Annotated in this window: 16 protein-coding genes; 6 read left to right on the plus strand and 10 right to left on the minus strand. The window is 44.1% G+C overall.

All coding sequences use genetic code 11. From position 1 onward, the window contains the following. Positions 1 to 6: 6 nt before the first annotated feature. On the plus strand, positions 7 to 537 hold the full coding sequence (gene smrB, locus LDO37_RS12920; protein WP_101112699.1) for an endonuclease SmrB: 531 nt from the start codon (positions 7 to 9) through the stop codon (positions 535 to 537). A gap of 40 nt (positions 538 to 577) precedes the next feature. Here the strand turns inward: smrB and sixA are convergent, their stop codons facing one another. Continuing rightward, a complete protein-coding gene (gene sixA, locus LDO37_RS12925) occupies positions 578 to 1,042 on the minus strand; it encodes a phosphohistidine phosphatase SixA (protein ID WP_126608692.1) in 465 nt (154 codons plus the stop codon). Positions 1,043 to 1,274: 232 nt separating this feature from the next. Here sixA and LDO37_RS12930 point away from each other — a divergent pair, with 232 nt between their 5' ends. Next, positions 1,275 to 4,052, plus strand: coding sequence for an insulinase family protein (locus LDO37_RS12930; RefSeq protein WP_126608691.1), 2,778 nt, complete (start codon positions 1,275 to 1,277; stop codon positions 4,050 to 4,052). Between the two features lie 103 nt (positions 4,053 to 4,155). On the opposite strand, the gene LDO37_RS12935 is transcribed toward LDO37_RS12930, so the two are convergent. The 5 genes from LDO37_RS12935 to LDO37_RS12955 form a co-directional block, all read right to left on the minus strand. Continuing rightward, complete coding sequence (locus LDO37_RS12935) at positions 4,156 to 9,579, minus strand: NPCBM/NEW2 domain-containing protein (RefSeq protein ID WP_126608690.1); 5,424 nt, start codon at positions 9,577 to 9,579, stop codon at positions 4,156 to 4,158. 200 nt (positions 9,580 to 9,779) lie between these two features. After that, positions 9,780 to 10,769, minus strand: a complete 990-nt coding sequence (locus LDO37_RS12940; RefSeq protein ID WP_126608689.1) for an aldo/keto reductase — start codon at positions 10,767 to 10,769, stop codon at positions 9,780 to 9,782. 10 nt (positions 10,770 to 10,779) lie between these two features. Continuing rightward, positions 10,780 to 11,787 carry an ABC transporter permease gene (locus LDO37_RS12945; RefSeq protein ID WP_126608688.1) on the minus strand — a complete coding sequence of 336 codons (1,008 nt, stop codon included), beginning with the start codon at positions 11,785 to 11,787 and terminating at the stop codon, positions 10,780 to 10,782. A 52-nt stretch (positions 11,788 to 11,839) separates the two neighbouring features. Then, the gene (locus LDO37_RS12950) at positions 11,840 to 13,366 is read right to left on the minus strand and encodes a sugar ABC transporter ATP-binding protein (protein ID WP_126608687.1); all 1,527 of its coding nucleotides are present in this window, start codon (positions 13,364 to 13,366) and stop codon (positions 11,840 to 11,842) included. A gap of 113 nt (positions 13,367 to 13,479) precedes the next feature. Next, the gene (locus LDO37_RS12955; RefSeq protein ID WP_126608686.1) at positions 13,480 to 14,541 is read right to left on the minus strand and encodes a substrate-binding domain-containing protein; all 1,062 of its coding nucleotides are present in this window, start codon (positions 14,539 to 14,541) and stop codon (positions 13,480 to 13,482) included. A 427-nt stretch (positions 14,542 to 14,968) separates the two neighbouring features. On the opposite strand from LDO37_RS12955, the gene LDO37_RS12960 reads away from it, so the two are divergent. Then, the gene (locus tag LDO37_RS12960) at positions 14,969 to 16,363 is read left to right on the plus strand and encodes an FAD-binding oxidoreductase (RefSeq protein ID WP_126608685.1); all 1,395 of its coding nucleotides are present in this window, start codon (positions 14,969 to 14,971) and stop codon (positions 16,361 to 16,363) included. Between the two features lie 191 nt (positions 16,364 to 16,554). Here the strand turns inward: LDO37_RS12960 and LDO37_RS12965 are convergent, their stop codons facing one another. Further along, on the minus strand, positions 16,555 to 17,397 hold the full coding sequence (locus LDO37_RS12965; protein ID WP_126608684.1) for a class I fructose-bisphosphate aldolase: 843 nt from the start codon (positions 17,395 to 17,397) through the stop codon (positions 16,555 to 16,557). 202 nt (positions 17,398 to 17,599) lie between these two features. On the opposite strand from LDO37_RS12965, the gene LDO37_RS12970 reads away from it, so the two are divergent. From LDO37_RS12970 to LDO37_RS12980, 3 genes are all read left to right on the plus strand, one after another. Further along, entirely contained in the window at positions 17,600 to 18,406 is an 807-nt protein-coding gene (locus tag LDO37_RS12970; RefSeq protein WP_185829867.1) for a DeoR/GlpR family DNA-binding transcription regulator, read from the plus strand. A 171-nt stretch (positions 18,407 to 18,577) separates the two neighbouring features. After that, entirely contained in the window at positions 18,578 to 20,245 is a 1,668-nt protein-coding gene (locus LDO37_RS12975) for a glycerol-3-phosphate dehydrogenase/oxidase (RefSeq protein ID WP_126608682.1), read from the plus strand. After that, positions 20,238 to 21,734, plus strand: coding sequence for an FGGY-family carbohydrate kinase (locus LDO37_RS12980; RefSeq protein ID WP_126608681.1), 1,497 nt, complete (start codon positions 20,238 to 20,240; stop codon positions 21,732 to 21,734). Before LDO37_RS12975 ends, LDO37_RS12980 begins: the two co-directional genes overlap by 8 nt. A gap of 120 nt (positions 21,735 to 21,854) precedes the next feature. Here the strand turns inward: LDO37_RS12980 and LDO37_RS12985 are convergent, their stop codons facing one another. From LDO37_RS12985 to fadI, 3 genes are all read right to left on the minus strand, one after another. Further along, a complete protein-coding gene (locus tag LDO37_RS12985) occupies positions 21,855 to 22,898 on the minus strand; it encodes a hypothetical protein (RefSeq protein ID WP_126608680.1) in 1,044 nt (347 codons plus the stop codon). A gap of 268 nt (positions 22,899 to 23,166) precedes the next feature. Beyond that, positions 23,167 to 25,284, minus strand: a complete 2,118-nt coding sequence (gene fadJ / locus LDO37_RS12990) for a fatty acid oxidation complex subunit alpha FadJ (RefSeq protein ID WP_126608679.1) — start codon at positions 25,282 to 25,284, stop codon at positions 23,167 to 23,169. After that, positions 25,284 to 26,591 (minus strand): acetyl-CoA C-acyltransferase FadI, encoded by a 1,308-nt coding sequence (fadI, locus tag LDO37_RS12995; protein WP_126608678.1) that lies wholly within the window; start codon positions 26,589 to 26,591, stop codon positions 25,284 to 25,286. The genes fadJ and fadI overlap by 1 nt, the downstream gene beginning before the upstream one ends. Positions 26,592 to 26,891 lie beyond the last annotated feature (300 nt).

Consider the following 26,891-nt stretch of genomic DNA (forward strand, 5'->3'; position numbering starts at 1 on the left):
AATCTCATGAGCCAGAACGACAACGATAAGGATGACGGCTTTGACCTGTTTCGAGACGCAGTAAAGGGCGTAAAAAAGTTGCAACAGGATACCATAGTCCAGCAACCAAACAGAAACTCAAAACAGAAAGAAGCCGTAAGAGTAAAGCGAGAAGCATCCGACAATGAATTTTTCTTCTCGGATGAGTTTATCCCTCACCTAGATGAAGATGGACCGACTCGTTATGCGCGTTCTGATGTATCGAAGTTTGAGGTGAAAAGGTTACGACGCGGCGTCTATGTGCCGGATGTGTATTTGGATATGCATGGTATGACTCAACAAGAAGCCAAACGCGAACTGGGCGCAATGATTTCTCATTGTATAAAGGAAAGCGTGCATTGTGCTTGTGTCATGCACGGAATCGGTAAGCATATATTGAAGCAAAAAGTGCCTGTCTGGCTGGCACAACACCCAGATGTAATGGCATACCACCAAGCTCCATTGGAATTTGGCGGCGATGGCGCACTGTTAGTCTTACTCAGTATTCCGGATAAATAACCTCTTACCCAGAGTTCAAGTCAAGTCGCTTCAAAAAAATTTAAGGGTGAATATGCCAAAGCATTTCACCCTTTCTCTTTTCTAAATCAAAATCGATGCACACTAAACCCGACGTTGGAAACATAGGCGGTGTCATGTCAGACACGAACTCAGCCGTTAGGTAACCGACCAGCGGTAAATGTGATACTAACAAAACGGATTCAAGATTCTGCACTTGTGCGGCAGCGCAAATGTACTCGAAGACATAATCTGATTTGCCATAAGGCGTAATGTCGTCACTCGTTTCTTGATCGGATGTGGTTAGATATTGTTTGATGGCGTTCCATGTTTGCTGAGCACGCAAATAAGGGCTAACCAAGACTTTACTAAATTCTGCTTCACCCTGCTCGGCACAAGCCTTAGCGACCAAAACAGATTGATTGACTCCACGAGAAGTCAGGGCTCTTTCAGCATCACTGTTGGCAAACGTTTCTGCCTCTCCGTGACGCATAATAAATATTTTCATTCGGTTGTACCCGTTTGTATGCCGAACCACTTTTATCGGCTTCTTTGTTTTTGTTTCGATCTACGGGGCAGCACGCATCAATGAATTGAACCGAACTGCTCTTTAATTATATCAAGTCAATGCCCAAAGACTCTGACTTCGTTAACAATCTATTAAAAAATGACAGCTTTTGGTTTGCAGCACGCATTTAGGCAGTCATAATTAACTCAATAGCTATAACGGAGACACACTTGTGTACCTGAGCCCCAACGACAGCAACCAATATCGTTATATTAAATTAAACAACGGCTTAAGAGTTCTCATTGTCCGCGATGAACATGCTCAAAAATCGGCAGCTGCTCTAGCTGTCAATGTAGGGCATTTCGACGATCCTTCAGACAGAGAAGGTCTGGCTCATTATCTTGAGCATATGCTGTTTTTGGGCACAGAAAAATACCCGAAGACAGGCGAATTTCAAGCTTTTATTAGCCAACATGGCGGAAATAATAACGCATGGACGGGAACTGAACACACTTGTTACTTTTTCGATGTGTCACCGAATGCATTTGAGCGCAGTTTAAAACGATTCAGCCAGTTCTTCATTGCTCCTCTATTTAACCCTGATGCCCTAGAAAAAGAGCGTCAGGCAGTTGAGTCTGAATACCGTTTAAAGCTAAAAGACGATATGCGTCGGCTATTTCAAGTACACAAAGAAGTGGTCAACCCGGAACATCCTTTTTCCAAGTTTTCGGTTGGTAACGTTGAAACCTTGTCTGATAGAGAAGGAAGTTCTATTCGTGAAGAAATCATCGAATTTTATGGCACCCACTACTCTGCCGATTTGATGACGCTTGCCATAGTCGGCCCACAAGAGTTGGATGAATTAGAGCGATGGGTCGAAGACTTGTTCTCCCCTATTCAAAACCGCCGTTTGTTTGGCAAGAAAGTGACGGTTCCTCTTACTAACCCTGAATTACCCTCGTGTTACGTCCAAGTTGAACCTGAGAAGGATTCTCGTAAGTTAGTGCTCGCTTTCACTTTACCTTGTATGGACGAGCATTACTCATCTAAACCTCTTTCCTACTTTGCCCACCTATTGGGTTATGAAGGAGAAGGGAGTTTAATGCTTTATCTCAAAGAGCTTGGCTGGATCAATGGATTGGCTGCGGGCGGCGGAATGAGCGGCAGCAATTTCCGCGAGTTCTCCGTAAGTTGCACCTTAACTCAGGAAGGCTTAGATCACGTCGATGATATTGTTGAAGCCACTTTTGCGTACATAAAATTAATCACTGATTCTGGTTTTGATGAATGGCGTTATAAAGAAAAGCAAGCCGTATTAGAATCTGCTTTTCAGTTTCAAGAAGCAGCCAGACCGCTCGATTTAGTCAGCCATCTAGTCATGAACCTTCACCACTACCCTGAAGAAGACGTGGTGTATGGTGATTACAAAATGGCTCATTTTGATACCGCTTTGCTTAGCAAGGTTACCGAATATTTCACGGTAGACAATATGCGATTGACGTTGATCGCCAAAGGTGTGGAATGCAACAAAGTCGCAAAATGGTATGACACACCCTATTCTGTGAAGCGCTTTACAGACGAGCAAACCAGCCGCTGGAAAGAAGTTGCTCTTAACCCTGAACTAACACTGCCTGAGGTCAACCCATACATTTGCTATGACCTGACGCCACAGCCTTTGGAAGGGAATGAAACCAAACCCAAGTTGATACAAGATCTTCCCGGTTTTCGTTTGTGGCACCTTCAAGAGAAAGATTTTAGAGTTCCTAAAGGGGTGCTCTATCTTGCCATTGATAGCCCTCATGCCGTTTCTACCCCACGAAAAATTGTTCAAACGCGGTTATGCGTTGAGCTGTTTCTCGACGCTTTAGTAAAAGAAACTTACCAAGCTGAAATAGCAGGCATGGGCTACAATATGTACGCGCATCAGGGCGGTGTAACGTTAACGCTCAGTGGCTTTAGCCAGAAGCAGCCTCAATTACTCAATGTTATTTTAACCCGTTTCGCAAACCGAGATTTCCGTTCTAGCCGTTTCGATACAATCAAACAACAAATGCTACGCAATTGGAAAAACGCCGCAAAAGATCGCCCAGTGTCTCAGTTGTTTAATGCGATGACGGGGCTTCTTCAACCGAATAACCCCCCTTATCCGGAGCTAATTGAGGCGTTAGAATCCATTGAATTGGACGAGCTACCTGAATTTGTCGACACCATTTTGAACGAATTACATGTGGAGCTGTTTGTCTATGGTGACTGGAATCAATCTCAGTCGATTGAGCTTGCCGAGACCATTAAAAATGCACTGCGTGTAAAAGACCAACGCTATGAAGAATCACTACGCCCTCTTGTCATGCTAGGAAGTAATGGCACATTTCAACGTGAAGTTCAGTGTAACCAAGCGGATTCTGCGATTGTTATTTACTACCAATCACCCGAAATTGACCCGAGAAGCATTGCGCTGCATTCCTTAGCCAACCATTTGATGTCGGCGACTTTCTTTCATGAAATTCGGACGAAGCAACAGCTTGGTTATATGGTAGGAACGGGGAATTTACCCCTAAACCGCCATCCCGGTTTAGTGCTGTACGTACAATCGCCCAATGCTGCACCGATTGATTTGCTTTCAGCAATAGATGAATTCTTAAATGCGTTTTACATGGTGCTGCTTGAGCTCAACGAATACCAATGGCAAAGCAGTAAGAAAGGGCTCTGGAGCCAAATCGCAACACCTGATAATAATTTAAGAGGTCGAGCTCAGCGTTTATGGGTAGCGATTGGTAACAAAGATCATCAATTCAGTCAAAGAGACAAAGTACTCGAAGAGCTAAAAACACTGACTCGCAGTGAAATGATTCGCTTCGTCGTCAGCGTATTAAAACCTCGCACCTCGAACCGCTTGATTATGCATAGCAAAGGCAATGAACACCAAGATGATCCTTGTTTGAATGAAGGGTTAGAAATTGGCTCTGTGGAAGAATTCCAGTTGAGACCAAAAGACGTGGAACTCGGTTAGTTCGCACAACAAAAAGGGGACCGCGCCCTTGCGGTCCCAAAATCGTCTAATTACCAAAATTCACCTACCAAGCATGTAAATCAGACGAGTACTCTTGTTGGCTTTACTGCGCATGACGGAATTTCGCATCGGCCCAATCCGCCCAATCATAACCAATGCCATCACCTCCCGAACCGGAAACTAAACGGATGACACTGCTTTCAGGGCTAATCGGGATGTCGACGTTCTCAGGCACGCTTCCGCCAGTAAGAATTGCACTTTGATAGCGCAATTCATCATCGACAAACACTTGGAAAATAACAGAGCCTCCCGTGCCAGTCCCATCATCCACGCCTACGACCGCACTGAATCTATCAAAGTTTGTACCCGTCAGGCTGTAAACCACTTCAGAGTCAGCATGTAGCCCAAGCCCTTTTGGATATTGTACTCCTCCCACGGATATTGGTTGACCATCTCCTTGCGCTTGCTGACCTACATTCATGTCTTTTTCTATCGGCCCCCAGCCATTAGTAGAAGACACTTCAGCTAAATCACTTGCGTAACTGTAAGTTCGGTCACTAAGAACAAACTTGGCATTACCCCAATCCGCCCAGTCGTAGCCATTTCCATCGCCACCATCTTCCACTATAAGCTCTATATTTGTATCTTGGTCGCCAATTGGAACAAATACCTCAAGGCTTTCGTCACTTCCTCTCACGAGTCCACTATCAAACCTAACATTCCCATCCACAAGCACCTTAAACACAACAGATCCAGCATTACCCGTTCCATCATCAACACCGACCGTTGCGGAAAATGCGCTAAAAGGCTGGCTGGTAAGATCGTAGGTTATTCGGGAGTTTGCGTGTGCTCCCAACCCTTTGGCAAAGTACTCACCGTCGATGTACATAGGCTGACCATCTCCCAGCGCTTGCTGGCCAACATTCATGTCCTTTTCTACAGGTCCCCAACCGTTTATTGACTCCGTCGCTTGAAGGTCACCGGCATAAACATGCCTTACCTGTCGAACTCGAAACTTAGCATCAGCCCAGTTAGCGTGGTCATATCCGTTACCATCACCGGCATCTGTTGCTTCAAGGCGCACTTCATTATTCAAATCATAAAGAGGTACGCTGATTCGAATGCCATCATCACTCCCTCTAACCACGCCGCTTTCATAGCTCAATACGCCATCAACGAACACTTTATAGACGACGCTGCCTCGATTACCAGCCTTATCATCGATACCAATAACAGCGCTGAACTCTTCAAAATCGTATTCTGAAATGTCATACACAATCGATGAGTTCGCATGAGCTCCAAGCCCTCTGGCATAGCGAGTTCCGCCAACGGACAAAACATCTCCATCTCCAAGTTCTGTCCAACCGACACTCATGTCTTTCTCTAGGGGACCCCACCCATTTGTGGCACTTTCCTCATTTAAATCAGACGCGAAAACATACGAAGGGGTATTCAAACGCAGTTTCACATCAGCCCAATTAGTATGATCAAACCCTATGCCATCACCAGCATCCGTTGCGATCAGCTTTATTTCTTCTGCTGTAACAGAAAGAGGAACCACGACAAACTCAATAGGATCACCGCCTCTTAAGACAGTACTTCTATACTTAAGATCACCATCAACCCAGACTTCAAATATCGCAGAACCTGACGAACCTGCGCCGCCATCTATACCGATGAAGCTACTAAACTGATCATAAGGTTTACCGGATATATCTAAGACAATTTCCGAGTTAGCGTGAGTACCAAACCCTTTATCAAATGACACGCCACCAATACTTAACGTGCCTCCATCATTACTTCCCTGACCTCCGACACTTTGATCAATTTCAATTGGTCCCCATCCATTACTCGAAGACTTAATGGGCAAATCACTGCCATATTCAAAATCTTCACTGCTTGAAGGAACAACGGTTAACCCTTCGTATTCTAGTTCTAACAAATACGAGATCAGATGGTTTCGTTCCGTTTGGTTCCCAATGTAATGCACACCCGTACTTTGTAATACATCACCTAAACTTTCCGCTTTACCGTTATGAAAATAGGGAGCTGAATCCACCAACCCAAGAAGTGTTGGTGTATCAAACCCAACGCCGTTTAGTGATGTTCCTATTCCTGTACCCGAAGAAGCATCAATGGTGCCCACATCATGGCGTTTATTGTCTGTAAAGTTGCTCCCAAAGTGGCAGGTACCACAGCTTTTGCTTACGAAGAGAGAGCGCCCAGTCTGTGCACTTGCAGTAAGAGTTCCATCGGCGTTTCGATAGGGGCTTTTATTAAATGTCGTTAAGCTTGAAACATAAATCGCTAAGTTATCTAAGTCGGTACTGATACCAGATTTGGCGAGACCTAGAGGGTTCTTAACGTCCTCAAATAATGCATCAGGAATAAACCCACGCCCTTCAAATGCAAAGCGAATATCGTTCTCAAAGTCCTGAATTTCATCAAAGTTAGCGGTCCAATGAACATTGCCATGGTTCATCCCTGCTCGCCCCGTCAACGGAATAGTATTACGAACGCCTTCCCCTCGATCAGTGAAATCCCAGTTTCTACCATCCGATCCGCCATCCGCATGGCAACTTGCACATGACAGGTACCCATCCTTATTCATGCGTGGGTTCGCTGCATCGTGGAATAGTTGTTTACCTGCTAAGGTCCTCGGTGACAATTTCTCTGTCGCAACCACATCAACTTCCGCAATGTGTCGCGCATCACCTTGGATAGTCTCCAACGCGTTCACATCCCAAACTGAAACCGAACGAGACAAGAAGTTATGAACAAAAAGATAATTGCCTACTCTCACCAAACCATTCGGTGCGAGACCATAACCACCCAGCTGAGATACCACGTCTCCCGTGTATGCATCCAATACTTCTATGTTGCTTCGCCCTTCCATTGCAACATAAGAATAATCACCCAGCGGGCTGAAAACAGCTGCCTTTGGTTGTGCGTTATTGTCGATATCAAGTTGTCTAGCTGGCACCTCATTCAGCGTCGCCATGTCAATTTGGGAAACGATTGCTCGTACTGTGGTTTCGAACGTTAACCCTTTATTTGGGTCGGACTCCTTAAATGTCCCTCTGTCTACGTTCGCCTTGTTAGATGGAAGCCAAGCGTATTTCTCGTCTGGTGATATTGTTACGCTGTTAAGATAGTTGGCAATTCCGCGGCTACGGTCGGGTCCATCAATCGTCGAGGTATCTTTGTTTAACGAGATGTTCTGAACCAAAGTCATCGAATTGACATCAATTTCGGCGACGTCAGCCTTCTCTTGAAGAGATATAAATCGAGTAACCAGAGCCTTATTTGAATCAGACGTTATCGCAATGCCACGAGCCGAGTGACCGATATCAATTCGACCAATAACATTTCGAGTATTCGGATCAATTTTAATGAGCTCCCCTAAGCCATAGAGAGAAACTAACGCACTCGTCCCATCCGGCGTAAACGCTATTCCATTAGGGCGAGCACCGCGGTTCAATCTTATGATGTCTACGACGGAGCCATTAGAAGCCGACAAAACATGAATCGTGTCGCTCTTTTCACTTACGACCCATATATTGCCATTTGGCGCAGTAGCGAGCGATTTTGGCCCTTGCATTACCGCTCTTTCCCAGAGTTTTTGAAAAGGCGCAACAGCCGAAACCGCGGATACGGTATCGTTATCAGGATTCACGACGAAAACCCGATTTGCAGACCCCACAATGGTCGATGAATGACTCGGGGGATTTGCTGATATGGGGTAATGAACCGTTAAACTTTCACTTTCGCTCGAAGTAAAACCACTTTCCCGCACAGTGACAATTGGAGACCAATGCCCGGCTTTATCATACTGATGAGAAATTGTGTTGCTTGAACTGAATGGAGTCGGAGGGGTTCCGTCGCCCAAATTCCACGAATATTCTAGGGTGCCTCCAAAAATCGGACTGGCATTGGCAGTCGCATTTACGTAACTACCTACTTCGACAGTATTAGGAAAAGAAACAGACACATTGTGCGATGCCACATTACCTGTGGAGAAACTATAGCGAACTTCAGGCATAGCATTGCCAGTAAAGTCTTTAATGCCATTTACAACGACTTGATAGATTTGATTCCCTCCCAGCGGTGCGCTTGGCGAAAAATGCACAAAACCCAAATTGACGCTGTACGTGCCATCAATAGGTGTCACAGAGCCTGCCGGAATAACTTGAAAGGTTAAATCAGTCACAGAGTCCATCAAAACGCTGTCTGAAAGCGCTAGCCCAATACGAGTAGTGGGAGATACATTGGTGTCGTCGTGTGCTGGTAACGTTCTAATAATTTGAGGTGGCGTTAAATCCCTTCCCTCGCTGTGAGCCAAAAATCCGCTTCCGCTCCCGTGATCATTCCCTACCCACACCATGTTACCAAAAGGGAAAACTTGACCATGATCCGTGTCACTTCCGCTCGCATTTAAACTACCTTTACCTAAATCGACAAAATTCTGTTTGTCTGAAACATCAATGACAGCAACATCTTCTTGGTTCCCAAGAAACAATTTATTGTCTTGCCCGTTACAATACAGATTAACGTATTCACCTTCATGTTCATTAACCAAGGCCATTGGCGTAGTCGTGGTATCGTACGTCACTAAATTATTCGCGGAAGATCGAGGTCCAAAATTCGCGTATTTTCCATCCCAACAACTGATGTAGAAGTTATAAGGAAGATTGTTCACGACCTTTTTTAATTCTGGGTTAAGTGGATCATCAATATTAAGAATTGAAAAACCACCTCGGTCTTCACGGCTCGCCAAATGCAGTTCATTACCTAACGCCAATACAGAGCCAACAACAAAACCACCCAGTTCCGAACGCGGGATGGTTTTTACCAACGTTGGATTATCGACATCCGTTGTATCCACAATGGAGATACCCGAAGTACCTCGAGCGACATAAAGGTAAGGAGCCTGCCAGAAAACATTCCAAGGTATATTGCTGTATCCGCCTAATATGATATCTGGGAATGTTAACTTCGAGCGCCGCACAGGATTATTTACATCTGACCAATCCCAGATTTCAATGCTACGGGAATTGTGAGTGACGATAAGGTGGCCTTCAGACAAACCTAAAGAATGAGCCTCTGTAAAATCTCGAGTTCGAATCGCGTCACCTGTGCGATGAATATTTGTACCATCAGGCTCGTAAACTTGTTTAACCTTCACGGGATTTATTGGGTCAGAAACATCAAGGGCAATCCACCCTCCTGGATTTTGACCATGATCTGGCGCAAATACGCCAACCGCATATCCATTGACCATCGTTAACATATTGAGCCCATAATGAGCCCGACCAGGATAATCAGGTGGGATAAACCCCGTCGTATCATCAATTAACGGCGATACATGTGTATAGACATCATTAGATGAAAAATTTGGATTGCCTAAACCCGGTCCATTAGCCTGGACCGGGTTTAAGATAAAAAAGGATGACAAAGCTGCGACTGCACCTTTTTGAACGTGCTTTGTAGCTATAAGTAAACGCTTTAAATGTCCCTGTGTTTTCATGACTGCGTCCTTGTGTCTAAAACTAAAATACACATATATTTAATTGAACACTCCAACCAAGTGTTTCGAATCTATGTGCGACATTTACCCAGCCAAGACGTCTTAAATTTGGTGAATTGAAACTTTTAGGGACACGTGTTCTTACAATAGTTTTTTACTATTTTCGTAAATACAACCAGTTAAAGTGCCCCTTCGAAATTTCAACTCAATGCATTCAATTGTGACAACATGGTATTTGCATCTTCCTTATCAATATTCAGCGATCCTGCCTTCGCATTTTGCTCGGCATGCCCAACCGATCGCGCGCCACACAACACAAAATCAATTCCCGATACCTGACTAGTAGCAGCGACAATAAGCTGTGCCATGGTGCAACTGTACTTATCTAGCAACGGTTTCCATGCTTCCATTTGCTGTAACACTTGCGCGCGCTTTTCCTTGACGAACCAAGGGTTCCAAGCGTCTACATTGCGAATATCATTGGCATCAAATTGGGTGTCCATCGTCACTTTTCCAGAAAGCAATCCTTGCTCCATCGCCTGATACGCCATTATGGAGACTCCCAAGCGCTGGTTTTGGTTTACGGTAGCTCTCGCTTCTTTCTCCCAAAGCATGCTGTAGCGAATCTGATTCGTATCAATATGATTGCCTTCGCAATACGCCAATGTTTCTTCTTCGGATAGATTACTCACCCCAATTGCCCGTATTTTTCCTTCTCTCTTTAACTCAATCAGGCATTCAAGTGTCTCTGAAATTGGCGTGTGATGAGGTGATAGAGACGGCCAATGCACTTGATAAAGGTCGATGTAATCGATTTGCAAACGCTTTAAGCTTTCTTCTACTTCGAGACGAATACTCTGTGGCGACAAGTTACGCCTTAGTGTTTGCCCATCGGTAGAAAAGTGCTCGGTTCCTTCCCAATCCCATACCAAACCACATTTTGTTGCCACGACAACGTCATCTCGACGCTTTCTAATGGCTTTTCCAATAATCCTTTCTGACTCACCAAATCCATAACCTGGAGCCGTGTCAATAAAGTTGATCCCTGAAGACAACGCAGCATGAATCGTATTAATCAGCTCCTTTTCATCCGCTTCTTTCCCCCATATAGAACCGCCACCAATCCCCCAGGTACCAAGGACAACCGCGGAAGCAGAGATGTCTGAACGACCAATTTTCCTGTACTGCATCACGGGCTCCTTATTTTTTAGATTGAATGACGTGGTCAATCGCAATCGCTGATAATAAAATCAATCCTCTAATCAGCTCCTGCCAGTACACGGGAACGTTGAGCAAAATAAGAGACGAAGACACAATAGAAAGAAGCGCGATACCCAAAATAGCGCCAAAAATCGTTCCTGCACCACCGTTCAAACTTGCCCCACCTATAACAGCGGCAGCGATAACGTTTAATTCAAGCCCCACACCGAATGTTGGCGTCGCGCCACCAAATTTAGACATAAAGATAATGCCCGCAAGACCTGCCATTGAGGAGCACAATACGGTCGTCCAAAATTTGATTCGGTCAGTTCGAATACCAGAATACAATGCTGCTTTTTCATTACTTCCGGTGTAATAAACACGTCGGAACATCAATAGGTTTCTAAGCATGTAGTCGGATAAAAATATAACCGCGATGAATATGATCACCGAAAATGGCAAACCAAACACATCTCCTTGACCAATAAACTTGAACTCTGGCGGTAGGCTATACAGCGACAAAGGGGACCCTTCAGTGATAACAAAGCACAACCCTCGTGCTATCCCCAAAAAGGCGAGAGTCGTCATAAAGTGGCTCAATCCTACCTTTGTCACACAAACACCCATAATGCTCCCGATGCCAGCACAGGCTGCAATCGCAACCAAACTCGCAACCCATGGGTCCATGCCTAAGAGGAAAAGCTTACCGGCTATCACCATAGATAAGCACATCACGGCACCGACAGATAAGTCGAACCCGCCAACGATAAGCAGTATGGTCATTCCGACAACGACCAAGCCTTCCGTTGAAAAAGAAAGAAGCATGGCACGCATGTTCGCCCATGTGAGGAAGTAAGGAGAAGCAAAACTCATCACCACGAATAGAATAACGATAATGGCAACCAGTGCTGCTTCACGCGCCCCAGCAAACCTTGAGATCAGTGGAAGTAATCCTTTATGTTCTACTTTCTCAGTCATTCCTGAGTTATTTACAAATTCCGTTTTCATATTTTTATCCTGATTCAATCCTTGCGGTTAAAGCCGTCAAATTTTAATACCATCATCCGACTTTCACCTCACTTTCAATATTTAATCCAGATGCCAACCGAATGATATTTTCTTCTGTAACGTCGTCACTATTTAATTCACCCGATATACAATTCTCATACATAACTATGACTCGGTCACTCACTCCGATTATTTCTGGCAATTCAGAAGAAATAATAATAATACCGACGCCTTGATTGGCTAGTTTTCGAAGTAATGCGTGAATTTCATGTTTTGCGCCAACATCAATTCCTCTTGTTGGCTCATCCATAATAATTATTTTCGGTTCTATTGCTAACATTCGAGCAATGGCAATTTTTTGCTGGTTGCCACCGCTGAGTTCTCTTGTCAGCTGCTCAATATCTCTATATTTTACGGTAAGTACTTTTGATAGTAATTCAGCTTGTTTTATTTCTTTTTGTTTATCTATTCTTCCGAAACTCTTTCTTAAATTATTGAGCCCCAAAACAGAGATATTTTCTCGAATAGACATATCGAGAAACACACCTTCTTGCTTACGGTCTTCAGACAAATAAACTACTTTGTTATTCAAGCTGTCATCATAAGATTTAAACTGAGTCTTTTTCCCTTCCAATGTTATATTCGCTGACTGTTTAGGGCGCAAGCCACATAAGGTTTGTATAAGCTCACTGCGCCCCGAACCAATCAGCCCTGCCACTCCTAATATTTCACCTTCATAAAGCTGAAAGCTAACATTATTGAACCGCTCTTTATCACAAAGGTTTTCTACCGACAGAATGGGTGTGTCATTTGATTTGATTTCATTACTTTTAGGTGGGTAGAGATCATTTATTTTCCTTCCTACCATATTATTTACGATATCTTCTGGTGAGGTATTTTTAATTTCCTTAGTACAAATGTATTCTCCATCTCTTAATACAGTCACTCGATCACAAAAATCGAATACTTCAGCCATTCTATGACTAATGTAGATAATACTTACACCACGATTTTTTAAATCCAGAATAATATTAGATAGTGCTTCCGATTCTTTTTCAGTCAGTGCTGCGGTAGGCTCATCTAAAATTAAAACATCACACTCTTCTGTGAGTGCTTTAGCGATTTCAATGATTTGTTGTGTCGATATACCCAGATCTTTTACTTTAATGTCGGGTTGAATGGGCATCAATTGTGATAAGATATCGAGCGTTTTTTTATTTATTTCTGAATAATTAATTCGCCACTTTTCACCTTTTTCAGCACCACACATGAATACATTCTCAGCCACCGTGACGTCAGGGCAGAGTGCAATTTCTTGATGAACGAAATTCACGCCTAACGCTTTGGCTTTTCGTGGGCTATCAATATGAACGCTTTTGTTTTTTACTAGAATGGTCCCACTATCAGGTTGATAGATGCCATTGATCACTTTCATTAACGTGGACTTGCCAGCGCCATTCTCACCGCACAACGCATGAACTTCGCCCTTAGCTAACGAAAAGTTAACGTTTGATAAAGCTACGGTTGGTCCGAATCTCTTGGTGATATTTTTCAATTCTAGGACTTCATTTCCATCCACAACAACTCTCCTACAGCAAACAGATAGATCTTCGTCTTTATTATTGTCGTAAGCCAAAGGTTGGAATAAGGGAGCACGCCGCTCCGCCCCCTTTCCTCTTAAGCTGACGCGAGCTAGTCTCTTACACCCTTGGACTCTCTTCGCTTCATGTACGTATCCCAATAAAAATGTTCTGCATTTTCTTTTGTTACAATAGAGAATCCATTGTCGACATAAGGCACTTGCATTGGGTTGATGCCTTTGGCTACATGGTCATTCATCGGATCGATGAGCTCAGAGTGTTTCGCTAAGAAGAGCAATGTCATTCCCATAAACCCTTGAACCCCCTGGTTCGGGTTAAGAGCACCGAAGATTTCTTCGTTTTTGATCATGTCTAAAACTTTTGCATTGATATCGCAATTAAAGACTCGAATGCCTTTTCCTAGCTCTTTTGCTGCTTGCGCTGCCCCCATTGCCGAATTCGCTTCTGGCATAAATACAGCACCAAGATTTGGGTGTGCTTGAGACATCGTTAGCAAGGCGTTGTAAGCTTTGGTTGGATCTTGATTACTTGCGGCGCGCGTAACGAGTTTCATGCCAGGCCACTTTTCTTCCATTCGACCAATAAATGCAGCTACACGTTTATCGTGATTATCTTGCCCAGGGTTTTCTAAAACGGCATACTCACCTTTTCCTCCCATATCTTCAGCAATCGCATCCGCTGCATAGATCCCTTCACGTTCATTATCTGAAGTAACATAAGCAGTACGTTCGCTATTTGGAGAGTCGGCACCAAAAGTTACAACCGGAATGCCCATTTCTCTGGCTCGCTTAATAGGCTCAACGAAAGGGTCTGGATTAATCGGTGCGAGCAGAATCCCAGCTGGTTTGCGCGCAAGGATTTGCTCAAAAGACGCGAGCTGTTTGTTTACATCATATTCTGGCGTCCCGGTGTAAACGGTTTTCACGCCCAGCTTTTTCCCTGCTTGTTTCATCATTTCATATACGGGGAACCAATATTCAACCCCTGATACGAAAACATTCATGTAGTAAGTTTCTTCGGGATCACCTACAAAACCGTTGGCTTCTTTCTCTGCTGCAACCGTCGAAAATGCGATACAAGCCGTAAGAACAGAGACTGCTGCTCTCTTTACCCCTCGCTTGAATAGACTTTCTTTTTCTCTTGTAAACCTCATTTCAGTTCTCCTTGAACATCGTCTTCCTTGATTTAGCTATATGGAAGTGCACTAACTAAACACCAAACCACACAACCCAACATATAAACACCACAATAATTAGCATAATGTCGTTTTACAAGTTCAAATCGCACAAGAAGTGAAAAAAGAATTACAAATCCAACATATCGATAACAAGTGAAATATATAGCCATAATAAATACAAATAAATAGATTATAATTCTGGTAATAAATGAAAAACAGGTATAACACACCATACAATGCATTGATAACCGTCGCTAGACTAGTATTTAAAACTCAATAAAGCCAAAAGAACTTGAACACAAAACTACATAATGCTAAAAAATAAAACAGGGACTCTAGATGAGTTAGAGGTGCGGGTATACAACCCTCATATATGGACATAAATGAAGTGGAGTAAAAAAGTATGGAGAAAACAATTGAAGAGGTTCTAAATGCTTTAGAAACGAATCAAATCGAAAAGATTGATTATGACGTTCTAAACACCAAGGATTTGGACCCTGAAGAACATTGGCCTAGGTACTTTAAACAAAAAAAACAACGTTCAAACATTTTGATTTTCAAGCCAGATAATTCCAATGATGTTTCTACTATTCTTAAACTCGCGAACAAACTTAAGATCCAAATTTCTGTTTTAGGGGGGCACTCTAACGTAGTTGGCAGTTTTGAAGGCGGTCCCGAAGTATATCTATCAACGGAAAACCTTAATGCTATCGAATCCGTAGAGCGTTTAACTAACCAAATAACAGTCGGTGCTGGTGTCTACGGCGGTGATCTTCTCAAAACGATGGAACAGTGGGGCTTTGAACTGGGTCAGTATCCTCAATCACTCTTTATATCAACGGTTGGAGGCTGGATTAATACTCGAGCAACAGGCTCATCGTCTACCTACTATGGTGGTATTGAGCATGCGGTTATCGGTCTCGAAGCGGTTCTTGCAACTGGCGAAATCATTACGGCTACTCCCAGTGCTAGAACACCCGGCGGGCTAGATTTAATTAAACTCCTTATTGGATCGGAAGGCAGTTTTGCTGTTATTACATCCGTGACTCTCGAAGTTCACAGAAAACTGCCGACTTCGTTTACGTCAGTAGCCTTTAACGATTACCAAGACGCGATTGATGCACAACGTCAACTGGTACATGGTGGGTTCCCTGTGGGTTTACTTCGCGCATACAACATCGCGGAAACAAACCATATAACAGAGTCGATTTCTAAAGGGGTGCCGAAAGGCGATTTTGCTCTGCTAACCTTCTCCCTTATCGCACCGGAGGAATCTCTCTCAGCGCTCACCATCGAAGCAAGAAAAAAAGTAATTAATGTTGGGGGAACAATACTATCAGACGATATTTCAGACACTTGGTTTATTAACCGTTACCAGTGCGAAACGATGATGAAAGATCGTAATGTCGTCAACGGGAAGATGTTTGACACAGTCGAAGTGACATTGCCTTGGAATCACGCTGCAGATTGTGCACTAGCTTTAGAAGAAGCGTTTAACGATAAAGTAGATCAGTTTTATACACACTTCTCTCATGCCTATCAAACAGGCGCATGCATGTACGCACTTTTCTTTATTGAGGAAGGTAGCGACGCGAAAGCAATGGAAACTTGGCGCTACTGCCAAGATACTATGGCGGCGATTGTAAAAGAACATAATGGTACGTTGGCTCATCACCATGGGGTTGGCGCGGAACGTTCAGCTCATTATATACAAACGGATGTCGGCTTTATCCATAAACAAATTAAAGAAAAGTTGGACCCGAACAACATTCTGTTTTGCCGAATGCTTCTTGGTTAAGAAGCGCTAACCGAAAAAACGCTCATCACATTAAATCCACCTTTGTATCGGGTGGATTTTTATTTGAGGGGATGGCAGTTGTCATCATTGGATTCACCTTCCGAGACACTGCACTGGAAAAGAGGGAATCATACGATCAAAAAAGGCGCCACAAGACGCCAAAGCCCTCATAAATGAGGAAGCAAAGTGCCCTACAAATTATACTCTTTAGCCGCGTCCTGAGCCGCTCTCCCCTTACAAATAACATCGGTAATAGCGCGGATTGCATCGGCTGGACGCTCGTGCAAATAGAGGTTTCGTCCTACAGCCACCCCTGAACATCCTGCCGTCATCGCACTTTCCAAACTCACAAGAAAGTCTAAGAAACTACTTCGCGTTGCCCCACCCATCATCACCGTAGGAACCGGTGTTGAGTCGACGACCGTCTTAAATGTTACAGGGTCCCCTGTATATTCGACTTTGACGATATCAGCCCCTGCTTCGGCGGCCATTCTGGCGGCGAGCGCAACAAACTCCGGTCTGTTTTGCTCACCCTCTGCAACGTTTGTTCCACGAGCCAAAGGCTCACATAAAACAGGAAGCCCAAGGCGCTCCGATTCCCTGACTAACGTTCCTAAACGTTTCATTTCAGCGACATCATCGGCAGGGTTACTCGACCCAAGAAAGACATAATCGTGCACAGCATCAGCCCCATAGGCAGCGGCTTGCTCAGCCGTTGCAATAAAGTCATGCTGCCCTTTGAAGCCATCGTGTCCTAATAAATCGGCATTGCGCCACTTATCCGTCCAACCAACCGACATAATAACGGCGGGGGAATGTCGATGTCCTAGTAAGCTAGAGTACTGCTTTATATACCCTGGCGAGAGCATTGCCCCCGTTAAGCCATTGTTCGATAGCTCAAGTAGAATTCTCCTGAACTCGCTATCCGACGTAATGCCTGGCTGTGGTCCCAAATACATACTGTTCACTAGTGCAGCGAAGACCGCTTTTTTGTTATCAAACATTCTGTTGAGACGAATTGTTTTCCCTTCCATAACACTTCCCTATGTTTTTCTGAATTTATCACACCAAACAATATGTAGCTTTATGTAGTATAATGTCAACCATAGAGCTACATAAAAGTAAAAAAAGAAATAAATAGAGCGCGCGAGCACATAAGCACGGCGTGAAGCTTGAGAACAGTACGATGTTATGATATTTCACAACCTACAGCTCACTAAACTCAAAGGAACATTTATGAGTAGAGGAGACGTTTCAGAAGAAACCATGCTGCCTGAACAACGTCAAAGTCGGATTTTACAAATAATCCGAAAAAATGGGGTAGCAAAAAACGCGCAATTGGCTAAACAATTTGGCGTCAACATTGCGACGATTCGTCGTGACTTCACTACTTTTGAAAAACAAGGGTTAGTCACGGTTGTCTATGGAGGCGCTAAACTTAAAAGTGAATCCATTGCGCCTTCTCCCTATGAAAGTGAAATCACGTTAGAAGAAAAACAAAACATTCATTTAACGACAAAGCAAACTATCGCTCAAAAAGCCGCAGCGCTCATTAAGTCTAACGAAAGCATAGGTCTCAATGCAGGTAGTACTGTCCCTATGATTCTAGATTACTTATCTGATGATGTTCAGCATTTATCCGTGACGACATTGGCGCTAAACATTGCCGAGAAAGCCGTCCGTTTACCTATTGTAGACTTATTTGTCCCTGGCGGGCATTACAGGAACACATCTCACGCACTGTCTGGCACGGTTACGGAGCAAGCATTAGCGTCTATCAATTTAGACCGAGGCTTTTTCGGTGCATCCGCTATCGATCTCAACGCGGGTTGGACACATCCAGCACATGCTGAAGTTCCGTCAAACCAAATGATGCTTCGTCAAGCAAGAAAGAAATACCTTGTGTGTGACTCTTCAAAACTGGGAAGAATTAACTTCAGCAAAGTGTCAGATTTAACGGTATTCGATGCCTTTATTGTTGATGATGACTTCCCTTTGGAGTATCGACGTTGGGCAGAAGAAAATGGCATTGAAGTCATTTAGTTAGTCTACTTGGAGCTCTTCAACTCCACATTGCAAAACCGAATCATAGTGATTCGGTTTTTTTACATCTTAAAAACACAAAAAGCAACATCCACCTTTACACAAAAACACCATAATGCTATAAAAAACTACACAAGGTTATATTGAGCCGTCATTTTCCAAGGAGAGGAAATGGAATTACATAACAATATTGCATCTAAAGCCTATGATGTTTTGATAATCGGTGGAGGTATTTCTGGGGTCTCTCTTGCCCGTGAGGCCGTATTAAGGGGATACTCCGTCGCGCTGTTGGAGAAGAATGACTTCTCTTCAGGAACGAGTAGTCGTTCAGGGAAACTCATACATGGGGGAGCACGATATTTGGAAACGCTTGACCTCAAGGTCGTTCGTGAATCCTGCAAAGAAAGAGAAACCCAGTTAAACATAGCGCCTCACCTAGCGAAAACCCAGCCCATTCTGTTCGTATCAAATTCACAAGGCAAATACGCCCCTTGGCAGCTAAAGATAGCGCTCTCTTTTTACGACTTTGTCTCGGGCAACCCTAAAAATAGGAAGAGCCGAATCTTTAATAAGAAGAAGCTGAAAGACAAAGAACCTCATTTAAATTCAAATGGGCTCAATGGGGCTGGGCTGTTCCATGATTTAGCGACAAATGATGCCAGATTGACTATAGACACCTTAAAAAGCGCGATATCTCTTGGGGCTGTTGCCATGAACTACACTCAAGTGACCGATTTACTGTATAAGAAAGGCAAAGTCTGCGGCGTCAAAGCGACAAATCAAATATCCAATGAAAGCTATGAAATATCGGCGTCCTACGTGATCAACGCATGTGGTCCAGGTGTCGACTCCATCCGCTTAATCGATGACCCTACTGCCCACCGATTGATGTCTCCGTCCAAGGGCGTCCACCTAGCGTTCAGCAATAAGAGACTCAAAGTTAACCATGGTGTATTCATGCACGTGGCAAGCGATAACGGTCGCATGAATTGGGTATTACCTAAAAATGATGAAGGGTATGTCTTTGCAGGTGCGACCGATTCCTATTACGAGGGTGATATTGATAACCCGACGATAACCGAATCCGATGTTACACATGTATTGAATGCGACAAATGAAATGTTTCCCAACGCTGAATTGACAGAACAAGACATTATTTCTGCATGGTCAGGATTAAGACCCTTAGTTAAAACAGAGTCGATACCGGATGCCAGTAAAGTATCTCGGCGTCATCTAATCACTCAAAGTTCTTCAGGGTTGTATACTTTGGCTGGTGGAAAGCTGAGTACTTGTCGGCTCATGGCAGAAGAAACCATTGATTTTATCGAAAACCAAGAAAAGCTTTGCAAAACAAAAAGTTTAAGTCATGTTACACCGATTTCCGGCGGCGAAGATTTCTCTCATTTACCTCTTCCCAGTGTTGACGTTTTATCAGACCAAGATGTCGCGAGGATACAACGCAATTTTGGTAGCAACGCACATCAAGTGTTTGAGCTGGCTTCGTATCAAGAAGACAGAAAAGAAATGTTCGGGTCTAACTTTCCTCTCACTGCGGCAGAAATTCGCTATATAGCGCGCAACGAGCACGTCGTTCATCTAACTGACATTTTGATAAGACGAACTAATATCTTCTTTCAATTGAAAGATGCCGGATTGTCTCAACTTCACGCGATTGGAAAACTCGCTGCCAGTGAGCTTAATTGGTCTCCAGAAAGGCTAAATAACGAAATCATTGCGTACCAAGAAGAAGTGACCATTAATCGTGAGTTTGGTTCCTCAGTACCTCAATACCAATCAATGAATCAAGCAAATTTAAAACAAGGTGGTAGTTATGACTAAGAAACTGATATTGACCATTGATTTGGGCTCTAGTGGAATGCTTTTATCTGTTTTCAGCAATAAAGGGAAACTGCTAAACGAACAAAAACAAACCTATACACCTGAAACAGACACCAGCGGCAAAGCAACTTACGATATAAACCGGATGTATGATTCCGTGTTGTCGTCAATAAATCAGCTCTTTGCAACTGGCTCTTTTTCTGCCGAAGATGTCTGCGTCATTGGTGTATCAGGGATGATGGGAGGAGTATTGGGGGTCGATAAATACGGCTCCCCAACGTTTCCCTATACCACGTCGCTAGACACGCGTTTTCTTCCCCATTATGAAAACATAACACGTGAGCACGGCACCGAGATTCGTGAGGTAACCGGTACTTGGTATCCCATACTCGCACCCAAAATGAAATGGATGGAAAGCCAATCAAAAGAAAACTTTGCAAAAACAGTCAAAGTTGTGCCAGTCACTAGCTATATCGTTGGGCACCTTGCCGAGCTTCCACCCGAAAAGTGGGCGATTGATAAGTCTCTACTCTGGATGACAGGTCTTTCAAACAAATCTAGCCAGCAGTGGGATCAAAACATCGCTTCCAAGCTCGGTATTGATCTGAATCTGCTGCCCTACATTGCTGAGTCTACCGATATTGTTGGACATACAACCCGTAAGCTGTCTACGCTCACCTCTATACCGAGTGGCACACCGATACTGGCAGGGCTTGGTGATACACCAGCCAGTATTGTTGGTGCTGGAGGGTTTTCTAACACCGTCGCTGTTGATATCGCCGGCACCTATCCCATTCTCTCGATGTCGACGCCCTTTACATCTTATGATCGCATTGAAAAAGTGGGCGAAATATTTGGGTCACCTTTGCCTAATATCTGCCACCCTTCGGTATTCATCAATGGTGGGGGGCTGACTCAGAAATGGCTTGTGGATATCATGTTTGGTGATGATGGTGACCAAATTAGCCACTATGAAGCCCTATCAAAAGAGGCTGAGTCTATCGCTCCAGGTTCCGATGGTTTGCTCTGTAACCCTCACTTCGGAGGTCGTGCATGCCCTCCAGATGCCCATATAAACTCGGGCGCCTTCGTCGGCTTAAATTGGGGACACAAAAGAGCGCATCTGTATCGTTCCTTTTTGGAAGCTTTGGCATATGACTTGTCCCTTACATTCAATCAGCTTTCAAACGATCTGGGCGAACAAGTAAAAGAGATAAGAGGCGTGAGTGGAATGGCTAACAATTCACTTTGGAATCAAATGAAGGCAGACATCCTCAACTTACCCTACGTAGAAATGGATAATAAAGAGGCAACAGCACTGGGTACCGCAATAACTGCAGGCGTTTCGATTGGACTATTTGAAAACTTTGAACAGGCTACTTCTGATATTTGTACGCCCAAAAAAGTATACAAACCTAGACGTGAGTTACATGAGGCCTATGAACCTTATATAACAGCCTACAAAAAACTCATTGAAGGCACACCTTAACCAGATACAAAAAAATCCGGTAATTCATTAAGGTAACAATGAAGTTTTCGGTAACTTGCTCCGAACACTTCATTTTACCTTGGTCAGCTCATTAGGTAGAGCAAGACACATCTCATCCAGTTATACATAATCGATCACTGAATCGATCAAGTCACTGGCATTTGTATCTGTAACGATCAAGTAATCGCCACTTTCCGTATAAAATTCAGCTATTGTGTACTGCGCTGTGTAATCCACACCAAAGTCTGCAAGCCGTTGAGTCATAGCACCAGTCAAATCCTCAGCAGTATACGTTGAAAAATAACTCGCATATTCAACCAACCCAGCATCTATCGTTAGGTTCACATCGGTAAAAACCATAACATTGGCACTGCCGTCTGGATTATCTTCCCACGAGCCTGCTACGTTGTTATCCAGAAGTTCTTGGGTAATGTGTAAGTCAGAAGCACCATCGCCAATGACAACTTCAAAGCCTGTAAATTCCAGCGCATTGTTGCCACTTAAGTAGAGCGCATCTATGCCTTCTCCTCCGTGGACAATTCGATGAGTATTACAATCCGCTTCTGACAACCCAGCAACATTAACCACATCATTACCTTTGCCTGCGGAGATATTAAATTCTGTGTAATCACCGCCTGCTATTTCAAAAAAACTGATCGTATCATTGCCGTCTCCGGTATCGATCTCGAAGTGGTTACTCCAAGCGGCGCCGTTCGACTGCACATGCACGTTTACTACATCGTTACCGTTACCCGTAGAGATGTCTCCGCGCTTGGCACCATAAACGTTCACCGTCGTTCCCGTATCAGACAAGGCGTTTACATTTACATCTACAAAGTTTTTCACGTTGATGAAATCTGTATCGGTCTCAACTAACGCTTCTTTCAGACCATCCGTATTCCACTTATACACGGAAACATCAGTGACGGACTTGCTTTCACCGTTTATCCATTTATGCTGAGAACTTAGTGTTAACGCCCCTTCCTTCAGCACTCCCTCTCCTTGAAGAGTCTTCAAAGACGGGTTTTGATCAACTCCAAACTTATCCAAATACTGCGCAAATTTCGTTGTTGCAAGCGCTTGCGCATCAATAGCCATTTCATTGACAAGCGTTTCAACTACGCTGCCGACATAAATGTCGGAATTTATTGTGTTACCTAGCATAGCCACTCCTGATATCTATCTTTAAGTTATACCCAAGTGACCTCAAGGTGCAGGATTCAGGCACTTTGAGGTCACTTGGGTATAGAAGTCTACTCTCTCCGCGACTTAGGGAATATTCTCGTTTCGGCAGTTAGTGCAAATTTGGGAAGCAATACTTCAGATCGTCATACTTTTGTCACGCGCACTAAGTAATCAAAATGCCACCCGTGCCAGATAAAAAATAAGCCAGCTATACGCTGGCCTATGAACTTCGTCTTTATTCTTATTGTTAAGAAGCGGTATAGAAATTTTCTTCGTTACCTGCTCTGGTTAACAAACCATCGCATGGAGCAAAACGATCGCCGTATTTCTGTGCGTATTCGTTCATGATCGCGACCAGTTCTTTCAAACCAATCTGGTCCATATAACGGAAAGGTCCCCCCAAAAACGGTGGGAACCCGATCCCGAAGATCGCACCAATGTCACCGTCACGAGCACTGCGAATAATACCTTCGTCCAAACACCTTACGGCTTCATTCAGCATTGGGAGAACACAGCGAAGCGCGATGTCTTTCTCTGGAAGTTTGGATTCAGGCGTAAGCTTGAGCAGCTTATAAACACTCTTATCCACCTCTTTCTTCTTGCCTTTATACGTATAGAAGCCTTTTCCACTCTTACGCCCTTTGCGACCGTCGTTTAACAACGTATCAAACACATCGGGTGCCTTAAATCGAGCACCCAACTCCTCGATTAAGATGGGCATGATTTTAGCGCCCACATCCACTCCCACTTCATCCAGCAGGGTAATAGGACCAACAGGGAAACCAAAGTTGAGCAATGCTTCGTCCAGAGTTTCAATCGGCTCACCACTCAATAAAACATGAGCAGCTTCATTCATGTAAGGCGCAAGGATTCGGTTAACAAAAAAGCCCGCTTTATCGGCAACCACAATGGGAGTTTTGCCTTGTTTACGCGCAAAGTTGACAGCGGTGGATATCACCTCATCAGACGTACCTTCATGAGGAATGACCTCAACCAGTGGCATTTTTTCAGCGGGGCTGAAGTAATGCAGACCGACCACATTTTCAGGGCGTTCACATTCTGCCGCTATTTGGTGAATAGGTAGAGACGACGTATTGGTAGCAAATATGGTGGTATCTTTCGCGTGTTGCTCTATTTCTTTCACCATCGATTGTTTTAGAGCCAAGTCTTCGAATACGGCTTCAATGACAATATCAGTATCGCGGTATCCAACATAATCGGTTCCCCCCGTCAGCTGTGACATATTATATTGCACACCCGCTTTGGTTAGAATTCGACGTTTCTTCTGCTTAGCAAACAATTTGTGGTTGTAGTTGATCGCATTCAAGATGCCATCGTTAGACACGTCTTTAACACGAACTGGGACGTTCGCTTTCGCAACCGATACGTGGCTTATCCCCGCTCCCATTAGCCCACCACCTAACACACCTACTTTCGATATGTTTCTTGGTTTAGCTTCACTGCCGTTCTCTTTTTTCATCTCAGTGGTTGCAAAAAAGATGGAACGAAGCGCTTTAGACTCAGTCGTCATGCACATCTCACCAAATTTTTTGGCTTCTATCGCCAAGCCGGCTTGTGCGCCTTTTTCTAAGCCTTCAGCAATGACTTCAAGAATCGCCTCGGCAGCAGGGTAGTTTCCACGGGTTTTCGCTAATGTCTTCTTAATTGCTTGGTCAAAGATGAATTTACGACCAAGGCGATTGCCAGACATAAGCTTCTCTTTCGTGTCCGCCGAACGCTTAGCTTTCTTTTTACCCGCAAATGTCTTGGCGACATCCAATAAAATGGATTGGGGCACACTGGCATCAACAACGCCCAATTTCTTCGCTTTTTTTGCACGAAGCTGTTTGCCTGTCAAAATCAAGTCCAAAGAACCCAGCAGCCCTATTAAGCGAGGAAGTCTCTGAGTTCCACCTGAACCAGGCAACAAACCTAATTGTACTTCTGGTAGCCCCAATCGGGTTTTATCTGAATCCGTACACACTCGATAGTCACAGGCAAGCGCTAACTCCAAACCACCACCTAAACAAGGTCCGTGAATGGCAGCCACGGATGGAAAAGGTAAGGCTTCCAAACGCGCGAACATTTGCTGCCCTTGTTTGGCTAACCCTTCTGCTTCTTCCGCAGTGGTGCATGCATCCAGCATTCTTACGTCAGCACCCGCCACAAAATTATCGGGTTTAAGCGAGTAAATCACTAATCCGGTGAGTTCGTTCTTTTTAGCTTCCAGTTCAAGCAAAATCGCCTGCATTTCATCCGAAAACTCTGCTTGAAGCGTATTCATTTTCTCGCCAGGAACATCAATGGCTAGCCACGCGAGATTTTGATCGTCTATTGATAATGTAAATGCACTTTGACCCGCCATTATTCCACCTCCAAAATCATCGCTGCACCTAAACCACCCGCGGCACATGCAGTATTCAACGCTAATCCCCCTCCACGGCGTTTAAGCTCACGCAGTGTTTGAGTAATCATTCGCGCACCAGTTGCTGCAAATGGGTGTCCATAAGCGATAGAACCACCAAGAACGTTGAATTTATCCATATCGATTTCGCCTATGGCTTTGTCTCTTCCTAGTATTTCTTTAGCGAACTTATCGCTGGCGAACATCTTCACGTTAGCCAACGTTTGTGCTGCAAAGGCTTCGTGCATATCAATAAGTGTAAGATCCGACAAACTAATACCTGCACGATCGAGTGCCATTGGCGTCGCATGCGAAGGTCCCATCAACATATCCTCTTTTACGTCAATGGCCGAAAATGCATAAGAGCGTATGAAGCCCATGATGTCGAGCCCTAGCTCTTTGGCTCGACCTTCACGCATAATAAGCAGCGACGCTGCTCCGTCTGTCAGTGGTGTTGCATTCGCAGCCGTTACGCTGCCATATTGCCTATCAAACGCTGGGCGCAATTTTGCGTACCCTTCAATGGTTGAGTCCTGACGAATATTATTGTCGGTATCGATCCATTGCTTGTAAGGTTCGGGAAAAGCGGTCATCACTTCGTCTCGAATTTTTCCTTCTTTCCAAGCTTGCGCAGCTAAAGTATGAGAGCGATGAGCTAATTCATCTTGGGCTTGGCGAGTAATTCCGTGTGTTTTTGCCATTTGCTCTGCCGTTTGTCCCATGGACAGCCCTGTCGAATATTCGGCTACTGCTGGAGGCACTGGCATCAAGTCTTTGAAGGAGAGCTTGCGCATAATAGAAAGCTTCTGCCCCGCTTTTTTTGCCTTACTCAGAGCAAGTAAAGAGGCAGCCAGTTTTTTGGATACACCGATCGGCAGTACAGAAGAGGAATCAGCGCCACCAGCGACACCAATATCAATCGAACCAGAAATAATGCTTTCTGCCACGTTCACCGCAGACTGAAAACTCGTCGCACAAGCTCGCGTTACACTGTACGCGTCGGTATGAATATTCATACCTGTACCTAATACGATTTCACGGGCAATATTTGGCGCTTCTGGCATTTGCACAACCTGTCCAAATACCACTTGATCGATTAGGGCTGGATCAATATCGGCGCGTGTCAGCATTTCACTGACGACCATTTTACCCAAGTCTACAGCGGGTACCTGAGAAAACTCGGTGCTTTGTCTTGCGAACGGCGTTCTTAGCCCAGCAACAACCGCAATCCTTTCTCCGGAACGCGTCCTTAAATCCTGAATGCCCATTATATCTCCTTAAAGAGGTCAGACCTGTCATGTAACAAAAATGTTATCAGATTAAAACGCATGTTTGAATCGCTTTTTATTTTATAGCGTGATCTAGAACTAAAATGTAGAGAGTTACACGTAAGAAATCGTAAGTGTAGTGCAGAAAAGACGGGGTAATAACTGTGATAAATAATCAGATTGCGTTACATTAAAACTGTGAATCAGGAATTTTAGATAAAAAAAACCACACATAAAGTGTGGCATGAATCGATATATAGCGTATCGCTAAAATTAAAAAATCAGTTTCCTGATTAGGAG

Source organism: Vibrio penaeicida, from assembly GCF_019977755.1.
Taxonomy (GTDB): Bacteria; Pseudomonadota; Gammaproteobacteria; order Enterobacterales; family Vibrionaceae; genus Vibrio; species Vibrio penaeicida.

What these genes read in the sequence shown, in the direction of transcription:
- smrB (WP_101112699.1), top strand. Translation starts at nt 7, where the DNA reads ATGAGCCAGAACGACAACGATAAGGATGACGGCTTTGACCTGTTTCGA.
- sixA (WP_126608692.1), bottom strand. Translation starts at nt 1,042, where the DNA reads ATGAAAATATTTATTATGCGTCACGGAGAGGCAGAAACGTTTGCCAAC.
- LDO37_RS12935 (WP_126608690.1), bottom strand. Translation starts at nt 9,579, where the DNA reads ATGAAAACACAGGGACATTTAAAGCGTTTACTTATAGCTACAAAGCAC.
- LDO37_RS12940 (WP_126608689.1), bottom strand. Translation starts at nt 10,769, where the DNA reads ATGCAGTACAGGAAAATTGGTCGTTCAGACATCTCTGCTTCCGCGGTT.
- LDO37_RS12945 (WP_126608688.1), bottom strand. Translation starts at nt 11,787, where the DNA reads ATGAAAACGGAATTTGTAAATAACTCAGGAATGACTGAGAAAGTAGAA.
- LDO37_RS12955 (WP_126608686.1), bottom strand. Translation starts at nt 14,541, where the DNA reads ATGAGGTTTACAAGAGAAAAAGAAAGTCTATTCAAGCGAGGGGTAAAG.
- LDO37_RS12960 (WP_126608685.1), top strand. Translation starts at nt 14,969, where the DNA reads ATGGAGAAAACAATTGAAGAGGTTCTAAATGCTTTAGAAACGAATCAA.
- LDO37_RS12965 (WP_126608684.1), bottom strand. Translation starts at nt 17,397, where the DNA reads ATGGAAGGGAAAACAATTCGTCTCAACAGAATGTTTGATAACAAAAAA.
- LDO37_RS12970 (WP_185829867.1), top strand. Translation starts at nt 17,600, where the DNA reads ATGAGTAGAGGAGACGTTTCAGAAGAAACCATGCTGCCTGAACAACGT.
- LDO37_RS12975 (WP_126608682.1), top strand. Translation starts at nt 18,578, where the DNA reads ATGGAATTACATAACAATATTGCATCTAAAGCCTATGATGTTTTGATA.
- LDO37_RS12980 (WP_126608681.1), top strand. Translation starts at nt 20,238, where the DNA reads ATGACTAAGAAACTGATATTGACCATTGATTTGGGCTCTAGTGGAATG.
- LDO37_RS12985 (WP_126608680.1), bottom strand. Translation starts at nt 22,898, where the DNA reads ATGCTAGGTAACACAATAAATTCCGACATTTATGTCGGCAGCGTAGTT.
- fadJ (WP_126608679.1), bottom strand. Translation starts at nt 25,284, where the DNA reads ATGGCGGGTCAAAGTGCATTTACATTATCAATAGACGATCAAAATCTC.
- fadI (WP_126608678.1), bottom strand. Translation starts at nt 26,591, where the DNA reads ATGGGCATTCAGGATTTAAGGACGCGTTCCGGAGAAAGGATTGCGGTT.